Genomic DNA, 14,613 nt, shown 5'->3' with positions numbered 1-14,613 from the left:
CCCGCCTGAGCCGTCACCTCACCCGACGAGGGAGCGCCCGACGAGGTGCGCCCGACGAAGGTGCGACCGCCGCTCGTGACGGCGGTCGCACCGGGCGTGCTCGAGGCGGCCCTCAGGCGTCGCGGCGCAGCCGGGCGCCCAGCGCCCACGCCCCCACGACCGCACCCGCGGCGGCGAGGATCACGTCCTTGAGCACGTACTGGGCGGTGAGGGTCGGGCCGCCGGCCGGGAACAGCTCGTCGAAGAACAGCACGAGCGGCGACATGATCCCGACGAGTGCGACGGCCAGCAGCACCAGCCCCGTGCGCAGGAACCGGCCGGTGAGCAGCGTCAGGCCGATCACGGTCTCGATGACCGCCGTCATGAGCAGCGCTGCGCTCGGACCCACCAGGTGCAGCGTGAGCTCGCCGACGGTGCGCTGCGCGAGGTCCTCCGCAGGGCTGACCCCCGGGAAGAACTTGAGCACGCCGAACCCGAGGAACACCAGGCCGAGCGCGACGCGCAGCGCGGTGATCGAGTACCTCGCGAGGATCTCGGCGAGCGTGTCGACGGCGCGTTCACCCCGCGAGCGCCACCGGCGCACGAGGGCGGACGGCCCGGTCGTCGGGAGGGTCGAGGTCGTCGCGTCGGTCCACGTGTTCGCGGGGACCAGCGCGTCCGCGGCGGGGTCGGCCGCGGGCTTCGTCGGCGGCGCGTACCTCGTCGTGCGGGACGCCGAACGGGACTTCAGGGAGAGCGCAGGCATGGAGGTGCCCTTCGTGTGGCGGCCGGAGGCCGGGGGGAACCGCACGGCGCCGTGTGGCGCGGGAGACGTGCGGGATGGCTACCGGTCGGTAGCTTCGGCGGACGAGGAGAGCCGCACCCCGATGTCTGATACGTCCGGTTCCGGTTTCACCCCGGCGTGCAGGGCTCACAACCCCGGGGCAACCGACTCCTTCGGCACCCAGCCGGTCGTGCCGCTCACCACGACCTTGCGCCAGCCGCCGGACGTCTCCTTGGGCCAGACCTGCGTGCCCGCCTTCGCGACGAACATCGCGGAGGCCTTCGCGTTCGGCGCGGTCCGCACCGTCACCGCGTACGCCAGGTGGTAGGTCTTGCTCTGCGAGATGTAGTCGGTGTGCACCCAGCCGCGCGTCTTCGTGCCGTTGACGACGGCCCACACGGGGATGAACCCGTTGGTCTTCGTGCCCGGCTTGTTCGTGAGCTTGGTGTTGGGCGCGAGCGTCGCCAGGACGCGGTTGCTCGTCGAGGGTCCTGCTCGCAGGTTGAGGTTCGTCGTCGAGTAGTACGTGCACCTCGTCGGCGCGGGCGACCGCCGGTCCGCGGTCGCCTTCGCCACCACCGGGAGCTGGTAGCCCTCGAGCCACGTCGCCGGGTCGACCGACGTGCCCGAGCCGTAGAACGCGCCCTGCCAGACCTCGAGGTGCAGGTGCGGGGCGGTCGCCGGACCGGACGCGCCCACGTCGGCGATCCGCTGGCCGACCTTGATCTTCTGCCCGACGCGCACGTACTTGCCCGGGGTCCACGGGTGCACGTACGCGATCCACGTCGGCGTGCCCTCGATGACCGAGTGCACCGTGACGTAGCCCGCGGCCCCGTTCTTCGGGGCGACGACGTGCGTCACCACGCCCGACGCGACCGCGTAGATCGGCCTGCCGTCGGGCGTCCCCATGTCGAGCCCGAGGTGGAACGTGGACGCGCCGCGCACCGGGATGCACCGCGGACCCCACCCGGACGTCAGCGCGTACGACTCGTTCGTGAGCGGCAGGATCAGCACCCGCCCGCTCTTCGTGCGGTGCCGCGACACGTCGTCCGGGACCTTCATCACCGTGTCGGTCGCGGTGCTCACCGCGCCCTGGCTGCGGACCATCGCGTCCGCGGTCGAGGACGGCGGCGGCTCGGTGGTCGCGCCGGCGGGCGCGGCGCCCACCACTGCGGCGGCCCCGAGGGCGAGGGCGACCACCAGGCCGCCGAGGGTGCGCGGCGCGTGCGTCCGGATACGCATGGGTGTGTCTCCTTGCCGGGGGTGTCACGTCCTATTCGGCACGCGCAGCAGCGACTTGAGCCTTTCGTCGGCTTCCGCCGTCCCGACGACCAGCGTGCGCCGACGACGGAGCCCCGGCGACCCGAGGCGCGGGACCTGCCCGCGGCGGTCAGCCGCGCGGATCGTGCACGACGTGCGCGGCGTCGAGGTCGAGGCCGAGGTCGAGCCAGCGCGCGAGGTCGGCGATCTGTGCGTCGACCGCGTCACGCACGTCGGAGGTCCACCGCCCGTCCTCGTGCACCGCGTGCACGACGAGGCGGCCACCGCGCCGGTCCGCGGTCGCGTCGAGCTTGCCGACCAGGCGGTCGCCGTGCAGCACGGGCAGCGCGTAGTACCCCCAGCGCCGCTGCGCCGCGGGCTTGTACATCTCGAGCACGTACTCGAACTCGAACAGCTCGGCGACGCGCTTGCGGTCGAACAGCAGCCGGTCGAGCGGGGACAGCAGCGCCGTGCGCGGCTCGAGCTCGCCGTCCAGCAGGGCGGCATCGACGCGCCAGCGGCCGCGCACCCCCTCGACCGTCGCGACCTCGCCGGCGCCACCGGCGTGCAGCGGCTCGACCCGCGTCTCCTGCGCACGCTCGCGCAGGATGCCCAGCGACCGCAGACGCCGTTCGTCGCGGATGCGGCGCGCCTCGTCGGCCGGCACGGGCTCGTCCGGCGGGTACACGCGCTCGGCCAGGTCCCACAGCTTCTCGCGGCCCCGCCGCCCTGCGGCCGCCACGTCGCCGCACTCGACGAGCAGGCCCAGCATCATCGTGACGTTCCGGCGGTTGTTCCAGCCCGACGAGCGCCACGGCCGCACGCACGTGTCGGGCAGCTCGGCCGCGGTCAGCGGCCCGTCCGCCCGCAGCCGCTCGAGGACGTCCAGGCGACACCCGCGGTTGTCGTCCAGCCACTGCGCGTTCGCGAGCTGCCAGGCCGGCGCGTCCTCGCCGCCCGGCCACGCCGCCATCTCGGCGGTCAGCAGGCGGACGTCCTCGGCGACCAGCAACCGGCCCTGGACCTCCACGACGCGCTGCTCGGCGACGAGGTCCTCGAGCTCGCGCGGGTCGTACGCCGGCCCGAGGCGGCTGAACAGCACCAGGTCCGCGCTCGGGGCGACGGCCGCGATCGGGTCGTGCTGCAGGAACGTGAGCCGCTGCACGGCGTCCAGGACACCCTCGGGGCGATGAGCCGTGAGCAGCTGCGCCCGGACGGCGAGCCGCCGGGCGTCCGCGCGCGTCAGCTCGAGCACCGCCATGCGGGCAGCCTAGGCACGCCCACCCACAGGCCGGTGCCCGCGTGGTCAGCGCGTGGTCAGCGCCGCGTGGTCAGCGCCGCGCGCGCAGCGCCTTCACCGCGCCCGTGGACCACAGCGCCCACGCGACGAGCACCGGCTGGAACGCGAGCCGCACGAGCCGCTTCGTGTCGGTGTCGAGCCCGAACCCGTCCCGGTGCTCGAGCCACTGGCCGACGTTGCCGGGGAAGACCACGACGAAGAACGCCGCGGCCACGAGCCCGACCGCCACGCGCCACCGCGGCAGCACGACGAGCGCCGTCCCGAGCGCGATCTCCACCGCGCCCGAGGCGAGCACGGTCAGGTCGGTGTCGACCGGGAACCACGACGGCACCTGCGCCTGGAACTCCTCGCGGGCGAACGTGAGGTGCCCGATCCCGGCGAGCACCAGCCCGATCCCCAGCCCGACGCGCGCGACGCCACGCGGCACGCTGTCCGCGGGAGGGACGCCCGTCACGGCGTCACGCACCCGGTCGACTCCCCTGACCTGCTCCGATGTACTCACCGGCTCATCGTCGCCGCCCGCCGCCCGCACCGCACGACGACGGCGCCGCCTCATCCCTGCGCGGGCGGGTCCGCGTGCCGGCGTCCGCCGAACAGGGGCGAGGGGAACGACGGCGCCACCTTGCCGCCCGCGAGCCAGTCGGTCAGGCGCGCGACCTCGTCGTCGATCGCGGCACGCGCCCAGGCGTCGACCTGCTCGAGCAGCGCGAGCTCGATCGCGCCGCTCGTCGCGGCCCACGCCCCGACCACGCGGCCGTCGACCCAGACCGTCGGGCCCGCGTTGCCGATCACGTCGACCACCTGGCGCGCGTGCGCGCCGAGGTACCAGTCCCGCTCGGCCCAGCCCATCGTCGTCGGGTCGAGTCCGGGTAGGAGTGCCACCCAGCGCCCGGGCGGCTCGACGGGCGCGAGGTCGTCCGGCAGGAGCCAGCCGATCGACTCGGTGCCCTCCAGCCCCACGGGCACCGCCGCGAGCTCGGCCAGCGACCGCCGCACCGCGGTGAGCGTCGACCCGAGCCACCACTGCACGTCGCGCTCGGTCCCGGGCCCGAACGCACGCAGCCAGCGCGCGACCAGCTCGGTGTGGGCCGCCGCCTCGTCGACCGGTGGGAGAGGGCCGCCCAGCCAGGACTCGGTGAGCGTCCAGGTGGGCCGGGACGCGGTCCATCCCCCGCGGTTCTCGCCGCGCACCAGCACCCCGCGCGCACCGAGGTACGTGAGGATCCGAGGCATCACGGGGATGACGGTCGCCCACGTCGACGCCGGCGCCGCCGTGAACGTCCCGCCGGCCTCGGGCACCTCGGTGCGCAGCTCGGCGGCGGTCCGGCACCGTCCGTCGGCGAGCACCGCCAGGACCTGCGCGGCCGCGCGGTCGAGCCACGCCTCGGCGTCCCCGAACCCGCCGTCGAGGCGGAGCTCCTTGACGAGCCTGCGGCGCTCGGTGCCCGCGACGCGCGCCCCGGGCGAGGCGACGACCGCGGGCAGCAGGTCCGTGCCCGTGACCCACAGCGTGCGCCGCATCGCGAGCTGCCGGACGAGCGAGCGCCGTCCGTACAGCTCGTCGTCCAGGTCGCTCGTCGCGAACCCCGGCACCCGCGCCCAGGACGCGACGTACGGACCGGACGCGTCCGTCCCGTGCAGCACGACGAGCGCCCGCACGGCTGCCTGCACGTCCGCGAGCGGCTCGGCGAGCCCGTGCCGCCGAGCCAGCCGCGCGCGCCGCTGCTCGGTGTCGACGACGAGGGCGACCTCGGTGCGCTCACGGACCATGCGCCGATCATGCCCGTGGCCGCCCACAGGCGACGCGACGGGAGCGCGACGAGCCGCCGACCGCAAGGCTCGAATCGATCAGATCTCAACACCCGGCCCGTCGGGAGACACGGAGGGAACGCGGGCACGATGGTCCGAATCTGTGCGGACATGTTGTTTTCTGATCGAAAGTCCCCCCTCGTCGGACGTGTCTCGCGCTACGCTCACCCGCATGACGTGGTTGGTGACGGGCGGGGCGGGGTACATCGGCGCACACGTGGTGCGCGCGTTCACGAAGGTCGGGCTCGAGCCGGTCGTCCTGGACGACCTGTCCAGCGGCCACGAGGAGTTCGTCCCGCGGGGCGTCCCCTTCGTGCACGGCTCGGTCGACGACCCGGACGTCGTCGCCGACACGCTCGCGCGGCACGGCATCGAGGGCGTCGTGCACCTCGCCGGGTTCAAGTACGCGGGCGTCTCGGTCGAGCGCCCGCTGCACACGTACCGGCAGAACGTCGCGGGCACGCTCACGCTGCTCGAGACCATGGCCGAGCAGGGCGTCGACGCGATCGTCTACTCGTCCTCGGCTGCGGTCTTCGGCACCCCGGACACCGACCTCGTGACCGAGCAGACGCCCACCGCGCCCGAGTCCCCCTACGGCGAGTCCAAGCTCGTCGGCGAGTGGCTGCTGCGCGACCAGGCGCGCGCCACGGGGCTCAAGCACACGAGCCTGCGGTACTTCAACGTCGTCGGCTCGGGCACCCCCGACGTCTACGACACGAGCCCGCACAACCTGTTCCCGCTCGTGTTCGAGGCCCTGCTCGCGGGCCGGACGCCGGTCATCCGCGGCGACGACTACCCCACACCCGACGGCACCTGCGTGCGCGACTACCTGCACGTCGCGGACCTCGCCGACGCCCACGTCGCGGCGGCCCGCACGCTCGCCGAGGGCGGCACGCTCGAGCCGGTGTACAACCTCGGCTCGGGCGAGGGGCTGTCGGTGCGCGAGATCATGACGGCCGTCGCCGAGGTCACGGGCATCGACTTCGCGCCCGAGATCGCGGCCCGCCGCCCGGGAGACCCCGCGCGGATCGTCGCCTCGGGGGAGCTCGCGGCACGCGACCTGGGCTGGCGGATGACCCACACGATCCAGGACATGGTCCGCAGCGCCTGGGCGGCTCGCTCGAGCGCCTGACCCGCCACTCCCGGCGGCCCGCGTGCGGGCGCGGGGCCGTCAGGACAGGACGTGGGCGGCGAATGCCTCCAGCGACTTCTGCGTGCCCGCGTAGATCCCCTCGTCGCGGGGCCAGTGGACGATCACGTCCGTGAAGCCCAGCGCGGCGGCCCGCTCGACGCCCTCGATCGCGAGGTCCGACGAGGTCAGCGAGTACACCGGCGCCCCGTCCAGGCTCAGGTAGCGGCGCAGCGGCACGGCGCCCGGGCGGTGCGCGCGCTCGATCTCGTCGAACGCGGCGGCCTGCTCGGCGAGCGCCGCCCACCAGCGCTCCTGCGCGCGAGCGGGGTCGTCCTCGAGGTCCTCCGTCGCGTACGACGCGCCGTAGGTGACCCAACCCTGGCCGTACCGCGCGGCGAGCGTCATCGTGCGCGGGCCCGCGGCCGCGACGACGAAGGGCGTGCGCGGACGCGCGATCGTGCCCGGGACCATGCGCGCGTCGTGCGCGGTGTAGAACTCGCCCGCGTGCTCGGTGACCGGATGCGTGAGCAGCGTGTCGAGCACGCCGACGAACTCCTCGAACCGTCGGGTCCGCTCGCCGCGCGTGACCGCGGTCCCCGTCACGGACGCGTCGAAGCCCTCACCGCCGGCACCCACGCCGAGCAGGAAGCGCCCGCCGGAGATGTCGTCGAGCCCCATGACGTCCTTGGCGAACGGGACCGGGTGCCGGAAGTTGGGCGACGCGACGAACGTGCCGAGCCCGATCCGCGAGGTCGCCTCGGCCGCGGCCGCGAGCAGCGGCACGGTCGCGAACCACGGCTCGTCGGCGAGCGTGCGCCACGCGAGGTGGTCGTACGTCCACGCGTGGTCGAAGCCCCACTCCTCCGCCTGGCGCCACTTGTCCCGCTGCGTCGCCCAGCGCTCCTGCGGCAGCAGCACGATCCCGACCCGCACACCGATCCCCATGCGGCCGACCCTAACCGCGTCCGCGCCGCGGCCCCGGGCACCCGGCGCGGGACGGCGCCCGCCCGCCCGATGCGTCAGGACCAGCCGAGCTCGTGGAGGCGGTCGTCGTCGATGCCGAAGTGGTGCGCGACCTCGTGGACCACCGTGATGGCGACCTCCTCGACGACGTCCTCGCGCGTGTCGCAGATCTCGAGCGTGGGGTTGCGGAAGACCGTGATGCGATCGGGCAGCGAGCCCGCGGCCCACGAGTCGGTGCGCTCGGTCAGCGGGACACCCTCGTAGAGACCCAGCAGGTCCTCCTCGCCGGGCGGGGGCTCGTCCTCGACGAGCACGACGACGTTGTCCATCACCGCGGCGAGCTCGGCGGGGATCTCGTCGAGCGCGTCCCGGACGGCGTCGTCGAACTCCTCACGCGACATCTCGAACACGGGTCCATCCTGCCCGGCCCGCAGCGGCCACGTCCCCGGCCGGGCCGGATGGACCCGCGCGATCAGCGGTGTGAGCAGCGTCGCGGCGGCCCGCTTTGGAGTTCCGGGCAAGTCCCCGTATGCTCATCCACGGTCAACCGACGCCTCGACGTCTGGGGCGACGCCCTCATCGTCTAGCGGCCTAGGACCCCGCCCTTTCACGGCGGTAGCACGGGTTCGAATCCCGTTGGGGGTACGAGAACGTGCAGTGGAAGATGCAAGACTAGGTCTCATCACGAGGCCCCGTAGCGCAGTTGGTTAGCGCGCCGCCCTGTCACGGCGGAGGTCGCGGGTTCAAGTCCCGTCGGGGTCGCTCGACTTATGCCGGTCCTCGTGGCCGGCATCGTCGTTGGAGGCAGCTCCACGGCTCTGTAGCTCAGTTGGTAGAGCGTTCGACTGAAAATCGAAAGGTCACCGGATCGACGCCGGTCGGAGCCACTGCACGAAGCCCGCCAGGGAGCAGCCTGGCGGGCTTCGTCGTTCCCAGCCCCGTGCGCCGTGCCTCCTGCGCCGTCGCGCAGTTCCCGCCACGGAGAACCTGCGCGCGTCCTGCTTCGCGACGCCCCTGCCTGACTAGGCTGGCGACACACCCGTCGCCCCAGGAGGAGCCCGTGACGACCGACCGCGGTCCCGAACGCCGCCGATTCCTCGACCGCCTCACCGAGCCGATCGCCGAGCGCGCCCGCGAGAAGCTCGGGCAGGCGGAGGACAAGGTCCGCTCGTCGATCCAGGCCGAGATCGACGCGGTCGGCGCGAGCGTCCGGGCGCGGGCCGTGCAGGTCCGGCCGTCGGCGATCGCGTTCGCGTCGGCGGCGCTGCTCACGCTCTTCGGGCTCGCGCTGTTCGTGACCGCCGCGGTGATGGGCCTCGCGCACGTCGTCGAGCCCTGGCTCGCGGCGCTGCTCGTCGGTGCGGCGCTCCTGCTCGTCGCGACCGGCTTCGCCGCGTGGGGCCGCAGCCATCTCCCCCGCACGCCCGCCGCGCGGATCACGCCGATCCCCGAGAGCACGCACCCCGCCGAGGAGCTCGTGCACCCCTGGGACAACTGACCCCGACGGCCGCACGCGGACCCGGCCGGCCGGCCCGGCACGCACGACGTGGGCGTTCGCCGCGCGGCACGCGGACGACCCCAGCACACTGAGGGTCTGCGCCGCAGCACCCGGCAGGACGACGAAAGGCAGCACCGATGACGACGAACGCGCCACCGCAGCGTTCGCTCGGGCAGCTCGTGAGCGACCTGAGCGAGCAGACCTCCCGGCTCGTCCGAGCGGAGATCGCGCTCGCGAAGACCGAGATCGCCGAGCGCGCGAAGATCCTCGGCGCCGGGGCGGGCATGCTCGTCGCGGCGGGCGTCCTGGCGCTGTACCTGCTCGCCGCGGTGCTCACGACGCTCGTGATCGTGCTCGACCTGTGGCTGCCCCTGTGGCTGGCAGCGCTGATCGTGACGGTCCTGCTGCTGCTGGTCGTCCTGATCCTCGGGCTGCTGGGCGTCAAGGCGCTGCAGAAGGCGTCGCCGCCGGCACCCCAGGCGGCGATCGCGAGCGTGCAGGACGACATCGCCGCGCTCAAGGGGCCGTCGGCATGAGCATCGCTGGACCGCTGGGAGGAGCCCGATGACCGACGAGAAGCCCGCGCCGACCCCGTTCAGCACGCCGTCGATGGTCGCGATCGAGGCGGAGATCGCCGCGACGCGTCACCAGCTCGCGACGACGGTCGACGAGCTCACCGCTCGCCTCGCTCCGCGCGCCCAGGCGGACGCGGCCATCACGACGGCTCGTCGCCTGGCGTCGGACGCCACGAGCCCCGAGGCGAGCCCGGAGGCCCGCGCGCACGCCCGTCAGGTGCTCGGCGGCGTCGCGATCGCCGCCGCGTTCGTCGCGACGATCGTCGTGCTGCGCATCGCACGCCGCTCGCGCTGACCCACGGCGGGCCCATGTCCGGACTCGCGCGGGTCCGGACATGGGAAGACCCCGGGACATCCGTCCCGGGGTCCTGGCGGGGGCCCGTACGTGAGGGAGCCGGCCCCGCGCCACGCGGCGGTCAGACCTGTGGCCGTCCGACCAGGACGGCGTCACGGATGACCACGCGGCATCGCTGAGACCCACGCCCGCCCGCCGACGCGCCTCGCGCGCCGGACTCGGGGGCGGGGTCGGTCAGCTGACCGCGCGCTGCTGGGGGATGCCCTGGAGCAGCGCCTGCACCTCGGACTCGAGGTAGCGACGGTGCCCGCCGAGCGTGCGGATCGACGAGAGCTTGCCAGCCTTCGCCCAGCGCGTCACGGTCTTCGGGTCCACGCGGAACAGCGTGGCGACCTCGGACGGCGTGAGCAGGTTGTCGGTGGGTGCGGGCTTGACGGTCATGGTGCTGCCTCCTGGCTTGCGGGCGACGCCGGGACTCCCCTTCCCGGCCACCGCCGGTGCGGTGGTGCTGTCGGTACGAGCCAGGACGCCACATCGACGCCTCGCCGCACCCTCTAGCATGTGCGAACCCGGCATGTGACGCATTCCGGGACACGATTTCGTTACGAAAGGGTACAACCCGGTCCTGTGAACCGACGAGTCCGCTGGTGAGCGGCTTGCAAGGTCAGCCTAAACCGGACGTTTCACCCGCGCCCGGCGGAGCCGCGATGCGGAGCATCGATACCCCGGCGTGGCGCAGAGGTGCGCCCTGGGTGAACGTGATGCGAGTCGCCCCCTCGCGAGTGGCCGGAATAACGGGATTCCATGTAGCGTTGCCGAACGAACAGACGATTCAGCATCCCGGGGCCGCACGTGTGAGCACGGTGCCGCCCCGCTTCCACGTTAGAGGGGGTCGATGCCATGGGGCGCGGCCGTCAGAAGGCTAAGCAGACGAAGGTGGCGCGGGAGCTGAAGTACTTCAGCCCGGACACCAACTACCGAGCGCTCGAGCAGGAGCTGTCGACTCACGTCGACCCCATCGAGCGCCGTAGCGTAGCCGCGGTCGACACCGACGACGAGCCTGACGACGACTACGGTCGCCGCTGGCTCGACGACGATCGCTGACCCTGCGAGCGTTTCCCTCGCGCGTCGTCACCCGTCTCGCGCGACGAGCTGACGACACCCACGCCGACCACGTCGGCGTCGTGCTCTCCTCACGCTGAGCCGTCGTTCTTCTGCTCGTCCCTCGTCGCCTGCCCGGCCCGGCCTGGCAGGCGACGAGTGCGTGCGGTGACCGCGCGTCGTCGGGACGCGCCGGTCAGGAGACCCGGTACTCGCCCGTCAGGCGAACCGCGCCACCCGCGACCCCCTTGGTGCCCGAGACGAACCCCGGCGCGCCGACGACGTCACGGGCGGGGTCGGCGTCACGGACCGTGCCGAGCTCCCACGCCGGCAGCCCGAGCTGTGCGGCGTGCGCGAGCACGCCGTCGACGGCGTCCGCGGCGACCACGGCCACCATGCCGACGCCCAGGTTGAGCGTGCCCTCGAGGTCGGTCCACGGCACCTGACCGAGGCCCTGGACCAGCGAGAACACGGGCGGCAGCGTCCAGGCCCCGCGGTCCACGTCGGCCACCAGACCGCCCGGCAGGATGCGCGCCACGTTCGCGGCGAGCCCGCCGCCCGTGATGTGGCTGAACGCGTGCACGCCGGCGGTCCCCGCACGGCGCGCGATCGCGAGGCAGTCCGCGGCGTAGACGCGCGTCGGCTCGAGGAGCTCCTCGCCGAGCGTGCGGCCGAGCTCGTCGACGTGCCGCTCGAGGCCCCAGCCCGCCTGGCGGACCACCGCGCGCACGAGTGAGTAGCCGTTGGAGTGCAGCCCGCTGGACGCGAGCGCGACGAGCACGTCGCCGGCGCGCACGCGCTCCGGACCGAGCAGCTCGTCGGCCTCGACGACGCCCGTCGCGGCACCGGCCACGTCGTACTCGTCGGGAGCGAGCAGGCCCGGGTGCTCGGCGGTCTCGCCGCCCACGAGCGCGGTGCCCGCGACCTGGCACGCCTGCGCGATGCCGCGCACCACGTCGGCGATGCGCTCGGGCACCACGCGACCGGTGGCGATGTAGTCCGTCATGAACAGCGGCTCGGCACCGACCACGACGATGTCGTCGACGACCATGCCGACGAGGTCGAACCCGATGGTGTGGTGGATGTCGAGCGCCTGCGCGATCGCGACCTTCGTGCCGACGCCGTCGGTCGACGTCGCGAGCAGCGGGTGGCGGTAGCGCGTGAGGAAGCTCGCGTCGTACAGGCCCGCGAAGCCGCCGACCCCGCCGAGCACGCGTGCACCGTGCGTCGCGCGCACGGCGTCCTTCATCAGCTCGACGGCCTTGTCGCCCGCCTCGGTGTCGACGCCCGCGGTGGCGTAGGTGATCGGCGCGGCGGTGGCGGGCACGTCGTCGGGCAGGGAGGTCACGGTCGCTCCAGAGGGTCGGCTCTGCCGGGCGCGGGCGCCGGGCGCAGGGTCGGGTTCGTCAGCTCGCGGGTCGTCGAGTCACAGGTCGTCGAGTCAGGGGTGGTCGAGCGCCGTGGCGGCACCGCCTCCGGGCAGGATCGAGACCAGCCCGTCCTCGGGTGCGCCCAGCGGCAGCTCGTTCTGCTCGAGCAGGTTCTTGCCGAGCCGGTCGGCGGGCGGCAGCTCGATCGGGTAGCGACCCGAGAAGCACGCGGTGCACAGCTGGCTCGCGGGCTGCTCGGTCGCCTCGATGAGCGCCTCCTCCGAGATGTAGCCGAGCGAGTCCGCGCCGAGCGACGCGGCGATCTCGTCGGCGGACAACCCGTTCGCGATGAGCTCGGCACGGCTCGCGAAGTCGATGCCGTAGAAGCACGGCCACTTCACGGGCGGCGACGAGATGCGCACGTGCACCTCGGCCGCGCCGGCCTCCCGCAGCATGCGGATGAGGGCGCGCTGCGTGTTGCCGCGCACGATCGAGTCGTCGACGACGACGAGACGCTTGCCGCGGATGACCTCGCGCAGCGGGTTCAGCTTGAGCCGGATGCCGAGCTGGCGCAGGGTCTGCGACGGCTGGATGAACGTGCGGCCCACGTACGCGTTCTTCGTCAGACCCTGCCCGAACGGGATGCCCGACTGCTGCGCGTACCCGACCGCGGCGGGCGTGCCGGACTCCGGCACGGGGATGACGAGGTCCGCCTCGGTGGGGTGCTCGAGGGCCAGCTTGCGGCCCATCTCGACGCGCGCCGCGTGGACCGAGCGGCCCGCGATCGTCGTGTCCGGGCGGGCCAGGTAGACGTACTCGAACACGCAGCCGGCACGCTCGGGCGTCGCGAACTTGGTCGAGCGCAGACCGTCGGCGTCGATCGCGAGGAACTCGCCCGGCTCGACCTCGCGCACGAAGCTCGCGCCGACGATGTCGAGCGCCGGGGTCTCGGACGCCACGACCCAGCCGCGCTCGAGCCGGCCCAGCACGAGCGGCCGCACCCCCTGCGGGTCGCGGGCCGCGTACAGCGTGCGCTCGTCCATGAACACGAGCGAGAAGGCGCCGCGCAGGCGAGGCAGGACCTCGAGCGCGGTGGACTCGAGGGTGTGGTCCGGGTCGCCCGCCAGGAGCGCCGTGATGAGCGCCGTGTCGGTGGTGTTGCCGCGTGCGAGCTCGCCGCGCCGCTGGCTGCCGTACCGCTCCGCGACGAGCTCGACGAGCTCGGCGGTGTTGGTCAGGTTGCCGTTGTGGCCGAGGGCGACCGTGCCGGCGGCCGTGGGGCCGAGCGTGGGCTGCGCGTTCTCCCAGTTGCTGGCGCCGGTGGTCGAGTAGCGCGCGTGCCCGATGGCGATGTGCCCCTGCAGGGCATTCAGCGCGGTCTCGTCGAAGACCTGGGAGACCAGACCCATGTCCTTGTAGACCAGGAGCTGCGAGCCGTTGCTCGTCGCGATGCCCGCGGACTCCTGTCCACGGTGCTGCAGCGCGTACAGCCCGAAGTAGGTGAGCTTGGCGACCTCCTCGCCCGGAGCCCAGACACCGAAGACGCCGCAGGCGTCCTGGGGGCCTTTCTCGTCCGGGAGGAGGTCGTGGTTCAGTCGTCCGTCAGCGCGGGGGGCCACGCGTCCATGGTCGCACACCGACCCTGGACCCATGGCCCCCCGTTCACCGCTGGATCAGATCACCACTTGGCGTTGCGCGCGAGCTCCAGGGCGATCTCCTGCCACCACTGACCGGCAGCCGGGCCGCCGTTGCACGAGCCGTCGGACTCGCCCGGCAGCTTGACCCACAGCAGCGCGTCGAGGCCCGACGAGTCGTTCACGAGGCGCGGCTTGTCACCGAGCGCCCGGCCACGCGGGTTGCACCACTCGCCGTTGCTGCCGTTGCCGTTGCGCGAGGTGTCGATGACGTAGCCCTTGCCGCCGAGGCGCTGCGAGATCTGCTCGCCGTACGACTGCGACGACGAGGTCGTCTGGTAGTTCGACGTGTTGAGCGCGAAGCCCACCGCGTACTCGAACCCGATCTGGTTGAGGCGGTTCACCGCGGTGTCGACCGACAGCCACGTCGAGTGCCCCGCGTCGATGTACACGCGGCCACCGGCCTGCGTGAGCGACTTCGCGGCGTACTTCAGGAAGCCCACGCGGTCACCCTGGCCGCTGCAGTCACCGAGCTGCGCGAGCGCGTCGGGCTCGAGCACGATGATCGGGCGGCCCACGATGCCCCGCGCGACCGTGTCGACCCACTGCGCGTACTCGCTCTCCGGCACCCCACCGCCCGAGTGCGAGCCGCAGTCACGGCCCGGGATGGCGTAGATGACGACCGAGACCGTCTTGCCTGCCGACGAGGCACGGCTCGTCGCGTCGCGCATCTGCTGCTGCGAGACCGACGGGCTGTTCCAGTTGCCGATCCACACCGACTGCGGCGTCAGCGCGATCTTCGCCAGGAGGTCCTTGGTGCTGCCGGATGCCGCCTGCCAGGCCGTGTACGACTGGTTCGTCGTGTCGACGTACAGGTCACCGCTCGGCTGCGGCGGCGGGGTCGTCGTGGGCG

At 73.2% G+C, this 14,613-nt stretch carries 16 protein-coding genes and 3 tRNA genes; 8 read left to right on the top strand and 11 right to left on the bottom strand.

Going from position 1 to position 14,613, the window contains the following annotated elements; translation table 11 throughout:
- Window positions 1-112 precede the first annotated feature (112 nt).
- From CWIS_RS14485 to CWIS_RS14465, 5 genes are all read right to left on the bottom strand, one after another.
- Complete coding sequence (locus tag CWIS_RS14485; protein ID WP_082156496.1) at window positions 113-745, bottom strand: DoxX family protein; 633 nt, start codon at window positions 743-745, stop codon at window positions 113-115.
- A gap of 165 nt (window positions 746-910) precedes the next feature.
- A complete protein-coding gene (locus CWIS_RS14480; RefSeq protein WP_048344028.1) occupies window positions 911-2,005 on the bottom strand; it encodes a peptidoglycan DD-metalloendopeptidase family protein in 1,095 nt (364 codons plus the stop codon).
- A 148-nt stretch (window positions 2,006-2,153) separates the two neighbouring features.
- Window positions 2,154-3,284: a DNA glycosylase AlkZ-like family protein gene (locus CWIS_RS14475; protein WP_048344027.1), complete on the bottom strand. Its 1,131-nt coding sequence runs from the start codon at window positions 3,282-3,284 to the stop codon at window positions 2,154-2,156.
- 70 nt (window positions 3,285-3,354) lie between these two features.
- On the bottom strand, window positions 3,355-3,825 hold the full coding sequence (locus tag CWIS_RS14470; protein WP_369796591.1) for a hypothetical protein: 471 nt from the start codon (window positions 3,823-3,825) through the stop codon (window positions 3,355-3,357).
- Between the two features lie 50 nt (window positions 3,826-3,875).
- On the bottom strand, window positions 3,876-5,093 hold the full coding sequence (locus CWIS_RS14465) for a winged helix DNA-binding domain-containing protein (RefSeq protein WP_048344026.1): 1,218 nt from the start codon (window positions 5,091-5,093) through the stop codon (window positions 3,876-3,878).
- Window positions 5,094-5,304: 211 nt separating this feature from the next.
- On the opposite strand from CWIS_RS14465, the gene galE reads away from it, so the two are divergent.
- Window positions 5,305-6,264, top strand: a complete 960-nt coding sequence (gene galE / locus CWIS_RS14460) for a UDP-glucose 4-epimerase GalE (RefSeq protein WP_048344025.1) — start codon at window positions 5,305-5,307, stop codon at window positions 6,262-6,264.
- 39 nt (window positions 6,265-6,303) lie between these two features.
- Here galE and CWIS_RS14455 read toward each other — a convergent pair whose 3' ends face one another.
- Together CWIS_RS14455 and CWIS_RS14450 are read right to left on the bottom strand one after the other, a co-directional pair.
- Window positions 6,304-7,209, bottom strand: coding sequence for an LLM class flavin-dependent oxidoreductase (locus CWIS_RS14455; protein WP_082156495.1), 906 nt, complete (start codon window positions 7,207-7,209; stop codon window positions 6,304-6,306).
- Between the two features lie 74 nt (window positions 7,210-7,283).
- The gene (locus CWIS_RS14450; RefSeq protein ID WP_082156507.1) at window positions 7,284-7,628 is read right to left on the bottom strand and encodes a metallopeptidase family protein; all 345 of its coding nucleotides are present in this window, start codon (window positions 7,626-7,628) and stop codon (window positions 7,284-7,286) included.
- Between the two features lie 171 nt (window positions 7,629-7,799).
- Between CWIS_RS14450 and CWIS_RS14445 the strand changes: the two genes are divergently transcribed.
- The 6 genes from CWIS_RS14445 to CWIS_RS14420 all read left to right on the top strand — a co-directional run bounded on the left by CWIS_RS14445 (window position 7,800) and on the right by CWIS_RS14420 (window position 9,595).
- Window positions 7,800-7,872, top strand: a tRNA-Glu gene (locus CWIS_RS14445).
- Between the two features lie 43 nt (window positions 7,873-7,915).
- A tRNA-Asp gene (locus CWIS_RS14440) sits at window positions 7,916-7,989 on the top strand.
- 52 nt (window positions 7,990-8,041) lie between these two features.
- Window positions 8,042-8,114 (top strand) — tRNA-Phe (locus CWIS_RS14435).
- A 173-nt stretch (window positions 8,115-8,287) separates the two neighbouring features.
- Window positions 8,288-8,725 (top strand): phage holin family protein, encoded by a 438-nt coding sequence (locus tag CWIS_RS14430; protein WP_048344023.1) that lies wholly within the window; start codon window positions 8,288-8,290, stop codon window positions 8,723-8,725.
- A gap of 137 nt (window positions 8,726-8,862) precedes the next feature.
- Entirely contained in the window at window positions 8,863-9,261 is a 399-nt protein-coding gene (locus CWIS_RS14425) for a phage holin family protein (protein WP_048344022.1), read from the top strand.
- A 28-nt stretch (window positions 9,262-9,289) separates the two neighbouring features.
- On the top strand, window positions 9,290-9,595 hold the full coding sequence (locus tag CWIS_RS14420) for a DUF3618 domain-containing protein (RefSeq protein WP_048344021.1): 306 nt from the start codon (window positions 9,290-9,292) through the stop codon (window positions 9,593-9,595).
- A gap of 234 nt (window positions 9,596-9,829) precedes the next feature.
- Here the strand turns inward: CWIS_RS14420 and CWIS_RS14415 are convergent, their stop codons facing one another.
- Window positions 9,830-10,036 (bottom strand): BldC family transcriptional regulator, encoded by a 207-nt coding sequence (locus tag CWIS_RS14415; protein ID WP_048344020.1) that lies wholly within the window; start codon window positions 10,034-10,036, stop codon window positions 9,830-9,832.
- A gap of 459 nt (window positions 10,037-10,495) precedes the next feature.
- Here CWIS_RS14415 and CWIS_RS14410 point away from each other — a divergent pair, with 459 nt between their 5' ends.
- A complete protein-coding gene (locus CWIS_RS14410) occupies window positions 10,496-10,699 on the top strand; it encodes a DUF3073 domain-containing protein (protein WP_048344019.1) in 204 nt (67 codons plus the stop codon).
- 193 nt (window positions 10,700-10,892) lie between these two features.
- Here CWIS_RS14410 and purM read toward each other — a convergent pair whose 3' ends face one another.
- The 3 genes from purM to CWIS_RS19565 form a co-directional block, all read right to left on the bottom strand.
- Window positions 10,893-12,044 (bottom strand): phosphoribosylformylglycinamidine cyclo-ligase, encoded by a 1,152-nt coding sequence (gene purM, locus CWIS_RS14405; protein ID WP_231583919.1) that lies wholly within the window; start codon window positions 12,042-12,044, stop codon window positions 10,893-10,895.
- 93 nt (window positions 12,045-12,137) lie between these two features.
- Window positions 12,138-13,685, bottom strand: coding sequence for an amidophosphoribosyltransferase (purF, locus tag CWIS_RS14400; RefSeq protein WP_048344018.1), 1,548 nt, complete (start codon window positions 13,683-13,685; stop codon window positions 12,138-12,140).
- A 59-nt stretch (window positions 13,686-13,744) separates the two neighbouring features.
- Window positions 13,745-14,613: glycoside hydrolase family 6 protein (locus CWIS_RS19565; RefSeq protein ID WP_231583917.1), on the bottom strand; the 869-nt coding region annotated here is incomplete at its 5' end.

It is taken from the genome of Cellulomonas sp. A375-1 (assembly GCF_001040865.1).
Taxonomy (GTDB): domain Bacteria; phylum Actinomycetota; class Actinomycetes; order Actinomycetales; family Cellulomonadaceae; genus Cellulomonas; species Cellulomonas gelida.
The sequence above is the reverse complement of the archived record's forward strand: the minus strand, read 5'-3'. Positions and strand labels throughout refer to the sequence as shown.

Bases quoted from the DNA above. Each gene is read 5' to 3' on its own strand.
- CWIS_RS14475 (WP_048344027.1), bottom strand. From the start codon at position 3,284: ATGGCGGTGCTCGAGCTGACGCGCGCGGACGCCCGGCGGCTCGCCGTC.
- CWIS_RS14465 (WP_048344026.1), bottom strand. From the start codon at position 5,093: ATGGTCCGTGAGCGCACCGAGGTCGCCCTCGTCGTCGACACCGAGCAG.
- CWIS_RS14420 (WP_048344021.1), top strand. From the start codon at position 9,290: ATGACCGACGAGAAGCCCGCGCCGACCCCGTTCAGCACGCCGTCGATG.
- galE (WP_048344025.1), top strand. From the start codon at position 5,305: ATGACGTGGTTGGTGACGGGCGGGGCGGGGTACATCGGCGCACACGTG.
- CWIS_RS14410 (WP_048344019.1), top strand. From the start codon at position 10,496: ATGGGGCGCGGCCGTCAGAAGGCTAAGCAGACGAAGGTGGCGCGGGAG.
- CWIS_RS14425 (WP_048344022.1), top strand. From the start codon at position 8,863: ATGACGACGAACGCGCCACCGCAGCGTTCGCTCGGGCAGCTCGTGAGC.
- CWIS_RS14480 (WP_048344028.1), bottom strand. From the start codon at position 2,005: ATGCGTATCCGGACGCACGCGCCGCGCACCCTCGGCGGCCTGGTGGTC.
- CWIS_RS14455 (WP_082156495.1), bottom strand. From the start codon at position 7,209: ATGGGGATCGGTGTGCGGGTCGGGATCGTGCTGCTGCCGCAGGAGCGC.
- CWIS_RS14450 (WP_082156507.1), bottom strand. From the start codon at position 7,628: ATGTCGCGTGAGGAGTTCGACGACGCCGTCCGGGACGCGCTCGACGAG.
- CWIS_RS14415 (WP_048344020.1), bottom strand. From the start codon at position 10,036: ATGACCGTCAAGCCCGCACCCACCGACAACCTGCTCACGCCGTCCGAG.
- CWIS_RS14485 (WP_082156496.1), bottom strand. From the start codon at position 745: ATGCCTGCGCTCTCCCTGAAGTCCCGTTCGGCGTCCCGCACGACGAGG.